A 7,035-nucleotide genomic window follows, 5' to 3' on the forward strand; every position below is an offset into this window, starting at 1 on the left:
AGCGTGTTATTCTGGAAAGCCACGGAAGGGGTCCTGTCACATGACGTTCAAGGTTGGCGACACGGTGGTCTACCCCCATCACGGGGCCGCGCTGATCGAGGCCATCGAAATTCGCCAGATCAAAGGTGTGGACAAGACCTACCTGGTGCTCAAGGTGCAGCAGGGAGACCTGACGCTCCGCGTGCCCGCCGAGAACGCGGAGTTCGTCGGCGTGCGCGATGTGGTCGGCCAGGAGGGTCTGGACCGGGTCTTCGAGGTGCTTCGCGCACCGTACACCGAAGAGCCGACCAACTGGTCCCGTCGCTACAAGGCGAATCTGGAGAAGCTCGCCTCGGGTGACGTTATCAAGGTCGCCGAGGTTGTGCGCGACCTCTGGCGTCGTGAGCGCGAGCGCGGCCTCTCCGCCGGTGAGAAGCGCATGCTCGCCAAGGCGCGCCAGATCCTCGTCAGCGAACTCGCGCTGGCGGAGAACACCAACGAGGACAAGGCGGAGACGCTGCTCGACGAGGTGCTCGCCTCGTAGCGGCCGTCCGCTCCACAACGCTCACAGCGCCCGATGCCGGCGCGCCGCCCACCGGACCGACGGTCCGTGGATGGTGCAGTGGCACTTCGGGCGCTGAGGCGTGTCCGGACGACGCCCCCGCACCCGGGCGGCCTGGCCGGCCCCGGGTCTGCATGACCGTTTCTGCTGATCTCGCGGGCGGAAGACGGTGGTGCTTCGGAAGGGGTCCGCGCCCGTCGTGCACGCCATGGCCATACCCACTTCGCCGAAGGAGTGAAACCTGAACGCCACAGCAGCAATCGCAGCAGCAGTGGTGCCCGCCGCCGGTCGCGGTGAGCGACTGGGGCCGGGCGCCCCCAAGGCCCTGCGCGAACTGGGCGGTGTGCCGCTCCTGGTGCACGCCGTCCGGGCGCTGACCCGCAGTCGCGCGGTCGGCCTGGTCGTGGTCGCCGCCCCCGCGGACGGCGTGGCCGAGGTGGTCGCGCTGCTCGACAGCCACGGGCTGGAGGACAAGGACATCCGGGTGGTGGCCGGCGGGGCGACCCGCCAGGAGTCGGTCCGCCTGGGCCTGGCCGCCATCCCGGCCGAGGTCGGGGTCGTGCTGGTGCACGACGCGGCCCGGCCGCTGGTCCCGGTCGAGGTGGTGGACGCGGTGGCGTCCGCCGTCCGGGCCGGCGCCGAGGCGGTGGTGCCGGCGGTGCCGCTGGCCGACACCGTCAAGCGGGTCGAGCCCGTCCCGGGCGGACCGGAGCCGGTGCTCGACACGCCGGACCGGGCCACCCTGCGCGCGGTGCAGACCCCGCAGGGCTTCCGCCGGGAGGTGCTGGCGGAGGTGCACGCCAAGGCGCTGACCGAGGAGTCCGCGGGGGCCGAGGGCGCTCTGCCGCCGGTCACCGACGACGCCGGCCTGGTGGAGCGCTTCGGCGGCCGGGTGGTCGTGGTGCCCGGCCACGAGGAGGCCTTCAAGGTGACCCGTCCGCTGGACCTCGTGCTCGCCGAGGCCGTACTCGCCCGCCGGAGGGCCGCCGATGCCTACTGATCCGTCGACGCCCACGGGATCGGCCCCCGTTGAGCCGACTGCCGCCGAGCCGACCCCGACCCCGACCCCGGCCGGGTCCGGGTCCGCCGGAGCGGCCCCCGTGCTGCCCCGGATCGGCGTCGGGACCGATGTGCACGCCTTCGAGCCCGGCCGCCCGCTCTGGGTGGCCGGCCTGGAGTGGCCGGACGCCGAGGTCGGCCTGGCCGGGCACTCGGACGCCGACGTGGCCGCCCACGCCGCCTGCGACGCGCTGTTCTCGGCCGCCGGGATCGGCGACCTGGGCGCCCACTTCGGCACCGACCGGCCGGAGTGGGCCGGCGCGTCCGGGGTGAAGCTGCTCGGCGAGGCGGCCCGGCTGGTACGCGAGGCCGGGTTCGAGATCGGCAATGTGGCGATCCAGGTGATCGGGGTCCGGCCGAAGATCGGCAAGCGCCGGGCGGAGGCGCAGGCCGCGCTGGGCGCGGCGGTCGGCGCGCCGGTCTCGGTCTCCGGCACCACCACCGACGGACTCGGCCTCACCGGCCGGGCCGAGGGCCTCGCGGCGATCGCCACCGCCCTGGTGTACGAACGGCGTTGACCGCCCCGGGGCGTCGTCGACGGCGGTGGTCCCGGCAGGCCGGGTGGCCCGCGCTGGAATTGGACCGGGGGTGACGGGTGTTCAACACCCGTTGCGGGGGCCCGGATCGCTAATCTTCGGTGCGGGTTCGTCCCACCAGTCGCTTGTTTACCGCCGCTCGACGAGAAGAACGAGGTCCCGATGGCCGCACACCTCTCCGACCAGGCCAAGGCCCTGATCGACGGCAAGAGCTTCGCCGTGATCACCACCATCCAGCCCGACGGCAGCCCCCAGTCCTCCGTGGTCTGGGTGAAGCGGGACGGCGAGGACATCCTGTTCTCCACCGTCGAGGGGCGCCGCAAGCACCTCAACCTGGTGAAGGACGCGCGGGTCTCGCTGCTGGTCAACCCGCCGGAGAGCCCGTACACCTACTTCGAGGTGCGCGGCGAGGCCACCATGACCCGGGAGGGCGGCCGCGAGCTGATCGACGAGCTGTGCCTGAAGTACCGGGGCGAGCCGACGTACGGCTACGACGGTCCGGACGACGTGCGCGTGGTCGTCCGGATCAGCCCGCGGAAGGTCGTCGGCTCGATCTGAGCCACCGGGCGCGGAGGGGTGCCCGGGACCAACGCCCGGGACCAACGCCCGGGCTCGCCGCCCAGGATCGCCGCCCGGGAGGTCACCCAGCAGCTCACCCGGGCGTCACCCGGCGGAAAAGCCTCCGCCGGGGTCTTGACATTCCGGAATGTCGCGAGGCACCCCCCGTCGCCCACTACGCTTGACGCTGTGAGCATTCGCCTGTACGACACCAGCACCCGCCAGGTACGCGACTTCGTCCCGCTTGTACCGGGTTGTGTCTCGATCTACCTGTGCGGCGCTACCGTCCAGTCGGCGCCACACATCGGGCACATTCGGTCCGGCCTCAACTTCGACGTCATGCAGCGGTGGTTCGCCTATCGCGGCTACCAGGTGACCTTCGTCAGGAACGTCACCGACATCGACGACAAGATCATCGTCAAGGAGCGCGAACTCGGCACGCCCTGGTGGCAGATCGCCTACGAGAACGAGCGCGCCTTCAACGACGGTTACGACGCGCTCGGCTGCCTGCCGCCCACCGTCGAGCCGCGGGCCACCGGGCACGTGCCCGAGATGATCGAGATGATGCGGGGGCTCATCGAGAAGGGCCACGCCTACGCGGCCGAGGGCAACGTCTACTTCGACGTGAAGTCCTACCCCGAGTACCTCGCGCTCTCCAACCAGACGCTGGAGAACCTCCTGCAGCCCAGCGGCGAGGGCGAGACCGGCAAGCGCGACCCGCGCGACTTCGCGATGTGGAAGGCGGCCAAGCCGGGCGAGCCCAGCTGGGACACCCCGTGGGGCCGCGGCCGTCCGGGCTGGCACCTGGAGTGCTCGGCGATGGCCCACAAGTACCTGGGCGAGGCCTTCGACATCCACGGCGGCGGCCTCGACCTGATCTTCCCGCACCACGAGAACGAGATCGCCCAGTCCAAGGCCTTCGGTGACGGCTTCGCCAACTTCTGGGTGCACAACGCCTGGGTCACCATGGCGGGCGAGAAGATGAGCAAGTCGCTGGGCAACTCGGTGCTGGTCGCCGAGATGGTCCGGCGCTGGCGGCCGATCGTGCTCCGCTACTACCTGGCCGCCCCGCACTACCGCTCGATGATCGAGTACAGCGAGGAGTCGCTGCGCGAGGTTGAGGCCGGGTTCGGCCGGATCGAGGGCTTCATCCAGCGCGCCGTGGAGCGCTGCGGCGCGGTCGACGCGGCGCCCGAGGTGCCGCCGGCCTTCGCCGAGGCGATGGACGACGACCTGGGCGTGCCGCAGGCGCTCGCCGTCGTGCACACCGCCGTCCGCCAGGGCAACAGCGCCCTCACCGCGGACGACAAGGAGAACGCGGTGGCGCGATTGGCCGAGGTCCGTGCGATGCTCGGAGTACTGGGACTCGACCCGCTCGACCCGCAGTGGGCCGGGGCGGAGCGCGGCGAGGACCTGCACGGCGTCGTCGACTCGCTGGTCCACCTGGTCCTGGAGCAGCGCCAGGCGGCTCGGGCCCGCAAGGACTTCGCGACCGCGGACGCCATCCGCGACCAGCTCGGCCTGGCCGGGCTGGCGATCGAGGACACCCCGTCCGGCCCGCGCTGGACGATCAACAGCCAGTAACCCCCGGGCGACCGAGGGGTGAGGTGGGCCGCGCCGGACCGGTGCGGCCCTCCCGCATGACGGAGCGCATGCCGTCGGCCGCCACCGGTCTCCGTACCGGGGCGGCCGGCCATGCCGGACAGACAGACAGGAAGTACAGCCATGGCCGGCAACAGCCAGCGCAGGAACCGCCGCAACCCCGGGTCGAAGAAGGGCGCGAGTGTCGGTACCGGCGGCCACAGCCGGAAGGCACTCCAGGGCAAGGGCCCGACCCCGCCCGGTGAGGAGCGGAAGGGCCACCCCAAGCAGCGGGCGGCCAACGCCGCGGTCAAGCGCGAGCGGGACGCCAAGGCCCGGGCCGGCATGCGCCGCGCGGGTGCCGGGGGCCGGGGCGGCCGCGGCGGTGCCGGCTCCGCCGAGCTGGTCTTCGGCCGCAACTCGGTGGTCGAGGCCCTGCAGGGTGACGTGCCGGCCAACGCGCTGTACGTCCAGCAGTTCATCGACACCGACGACCGGGTCCGGGACGCCTTCCAGGCGGCCAACGACCGCGGCATCCCGCTGATGGAGGCCCCGCGCCCGCAGCTGGACCAGATGACCGGCGGCATGAACCACCAGGGCCTGGTGCTGCAGGTCCCGCCGTACGAGTACGCGCACCCCGAGGACCTGCTGGCCGAGGCCGCGGACTCCGGCCGGGACGCGCTGATCGTGGCGCTGGACGGCGTCACCGACTCCCGCAACCTGGGCGCCGTGGTCCGTTCCGCCGCCGCCTTCGGCGCGAACGGCGTGGTCATCCCGGAGCGCCGGGCGGCGGGCATGACCGCCGGTGCCTGGAAGACCTCCTCGGGCGCGGCGGCCCGGCTGCCCGTGGCCCGGGCCACCAACCTGACCCGTGCCCTGGAGGCGTACCAGAAGGCCGGTCTGACCGTGGTCGGCCTGGCGGCCGACGGCGAGGCCGAGATCGGCGACCTGGAGGCGCTGACCGGGCCGGTGGTGATCGTCGCGGGCAGCGAGGGCAAGGGCCTGTCCCGGCTGGTCTCGGAGACCTGCGACCTGCTGGTGCGGATCCCGATGTCCGGGCTCACCGAGTCGCTGAACGCCGGTGTCGCGGCGGGCGTCGTGCTGTACGAGGCGGCGCGGCTGCGCGGCAAGGTCGGCTGACCCGGCCGACCTGGCCGCAGCGACCCGTCTGCGGCCGGGTGCGCCCGCCGTTGCACACGGCGGGCGCCCGGCGCAGGCGTTCTCCGGAATCGCCCGCCGTTCTTTCGCAATCGGGTGAAAGCGATCGGATCCGCCCGGGTCTGATCGCTTTTCTCATGATCACTTCAAGGGGACTCCCGATATCCACTCGGGAGAGTGTCCTAACCGGGTGTCACCCGGTTAGACGGGCGTGGACACCAGAACACCTCGGCGCCCGCTCCTGGGCGGTGGCAGCACCGGGATAGACGCGGGCCCCGGCCTCAACACCGTCAAGGTGCCGTCCGACCCGGCACGCCTCAGCAGCACCCAGGCGAGCTTCCGGCTCAAGCTCGGCGCCCCGGTGCCGCCGCTCATCGACGCCCCGGCCGGACTGCTGTCCACCGGCGCCGCGTTCGGCGACCCGTACGGCACCCAGGGCCTGATCCGCCGCCCGCTGGTCACCCCGCAGGTGGTCGTCCCCGTCGGCGACGTGTCGGCCCTCGCCGGGGCGCCGCCGCGCCGCAAGGGCCGGGTCACCCCGGTCACCTGGACCGGCGAGGCGGGGCCGGACGACATCGCGGCCACCCGGCTGCTGGAGGCCGTCCGGCTCGGCGGCGTCCCGGCCGGGGTCGGCGGACGCGGGGGCGGCCGGTCGAGCGGCTCCCTCGCGGACGCGGACACCCAGATCGTCCCGCCCTACGGCGGCGCCCGGACGGTGCCGCGCCAGCCGCGCGAGGGCGACGGCACCGCCACCGAGGCCGGCGTCGGACCGGTCGGCGTGCCGCAGGGCTGGACGCCCAGCGGCGACCTGCCCGAGGTCTCGGCCGCCGGGGCCGAGGGCAAGCAGCCCTGGTACCCCGGCCGCCGGGTCGACCTCGGCCTGGTGCTGCTGCCGCTGCGCGCGGTGCTCGGCTCGCTCGCTGTCTACGCCGGCTTCAGCAAGCTCTGCGACCCGGTGTACTTCGACGGCGGCGAGCGCGGCTCGATGATGCGCTGGCTCTCCTCGCTGCACCCCTGGAAGGTCGCCGAGCCGCTGCTGGCCTTCGCCATGGCGCACCCGGTCGGCTCCGGCCTGGTGGTGTCGTTCACCGAGATCGTGGTCGGTGTGCTCACCGTCCTCGGGCTCTGGCAGCGGCTCGCGGCCGGCGCGGCGATGCTGCTGTCCGCCGCGCTGCTGTTCACGGTGAGCTGGCGGGCCGTCCCGGTGTACGACACGCCCGACCTGATCTTCCTGGCGGCGTGGAGCCCGCTGCTGATCGCCGGGGCGCCGTTCGCCTCGCTGGACGGGCGGCTCAACCTGGAGGCCTGGCGGCGGTACGGCGCGGGCGCGCCGGCCGCGCTGCGCCGCCGGGTGCTGCGGCGCGGCGCCGTGGTGACCGCGGTGGTGGTCGGCCTGACCCTGATGCTCGGCTCCATGCTGGGCGCCGCGGTCCGCACCGGCGCCCGGCCGCACCCGGCGCCGTCCCGGCCGGCCACCGACTTCGGTACGCCGGTCTGGCCGAGCGGCGGCCCGTCGGTCGCGCCCGGTGGCAAGGCCCCGGCCTCCTCGGGGGTCTCGCCGGCGCCGTCCGGGCCGGCCGCGACGAGCGCCCCGGGCACCAC

General features: G+C 73.5%; 7 protein-coding genes. All 7 read left to right on the forward strand.

Translation table 11 applies throughout. From position 1 onward, the window contains the following. The first annotated feature begins 40 nt into the window (after positions 1–40). Positions 41–523, forward strand: a complete 483-nt coding sequence (locus ACFP3U_RS34175) for a CarD family transcriptional regulator (protein WP_030244332.1) — start codon at positions 41–43, stop codon at positions 521–523. Positions 524–782: 259 nt separating this feature from the next. Continuing rightward, positions 783–1,541: a 2-C-methyl-D-erythritol 4-phosphate cytidylyltransferase gene (gene ispD / locus ACFP3U_RS34180; protein ID WP_380229665.1), complete on the forward strand. Its 759-nt coding sequence runs from the start codon at positions 783–785 to the stop codon at positions 1,539–1,541. 100 nt (positions 1,542–1,641) lie between these two features. Further along, positions 1,642–2,118: a 2-C-methyl-D-erythritol 2,4-cyclodiphosphate synthase gene (ispF, locus tag ACFP3U_RS34185; protein WP_380229659.1), complete on the forward strand. Its 477-nt coding sequence runs from the start codon at positions 1,642–1,644 to the stop codon at positions 2,116–2,118. A gap of 180 nt (positions 2,119–2,298) precedes the next feature. After that, complete coding sequence (locus ACFP3U_RS34190; protein WP_380229660.1) at positions 2,299–2,694, forward strand: PPOX class F420-dependent oxidoreductase; 396 nt, start codon at positions 2,299–2,301, stop codon at positions 2,692–2,694. A gap of 189 nt (positions 2,695–2,883) precedes the next feature. Then, positions 2,884–4,278: a cysteine--tRNA ligase gene (cysS, locus tag ACFP3U_RS34195; protein WP_380229661.1), complete on the forward strand. Its 1,395-nt coding sequence runs from the start codon at positions 2,884–2,886 to the stop codon at positions 4,276–4,278. Positions 4,279–4,419: 141 nt separating this feature from the next. Then, on the forward strand, positions 4,420–5,415 hold the full coding sequence (rlmB, locus tag ACFP3U_RS34200) for a 23S rRNA (guanosine(2251)-2'-O)-methyltransferase RlmB (RefSeq protein WP_380229662.1): 996 nt from the start codon (positions 4,420–4,422) through the stop codon (positions 5,413–5,415). 229 nt (positions 5,416–5,644) lie between these two features. After that, on the forward strand, positions 5,645–7,035 hold a 1,391-nt coding region (locus tag ACFP3U_RS34205; protein ID WP_380229663.1), incomplete at its 3' end, for a DoxX family membrane protein.

Source organism: Kitasatospora misakiensis (assembly GCF_042656005.1).
In the GTDB taxonomy this organism is placed as follows: domain Bacteria; phylum Actinomycetota; class Actinomycetes; order Streptomycetales; family Streptomycetaceae; genus Kitasatospora; species Kitasatospora misakiensis.

Coding starts and splice junctions, on each gene's coding strand:
- ACFP3U_RS34190 (WP_380229660.1), top strand. CDS start 2,299: ATGGCCGCACACCTCTCCGACCAGGCCAAGGCCCTGATCGACGGCAAG.
- ACFP3U_RS34175 (WP_030244332.1), top strand. CDS start 41: ATGACGTTCAAGGTTGGCGACACGGTGGTCTACCCCCATCACGGGGCC.
- rlmB (WP_380229662.1), top strand. CDS start 4,420: ATGGCCGGCAACAGCCAGCGCAGGAACCGCCGCAACCCCGGGTCGAAG.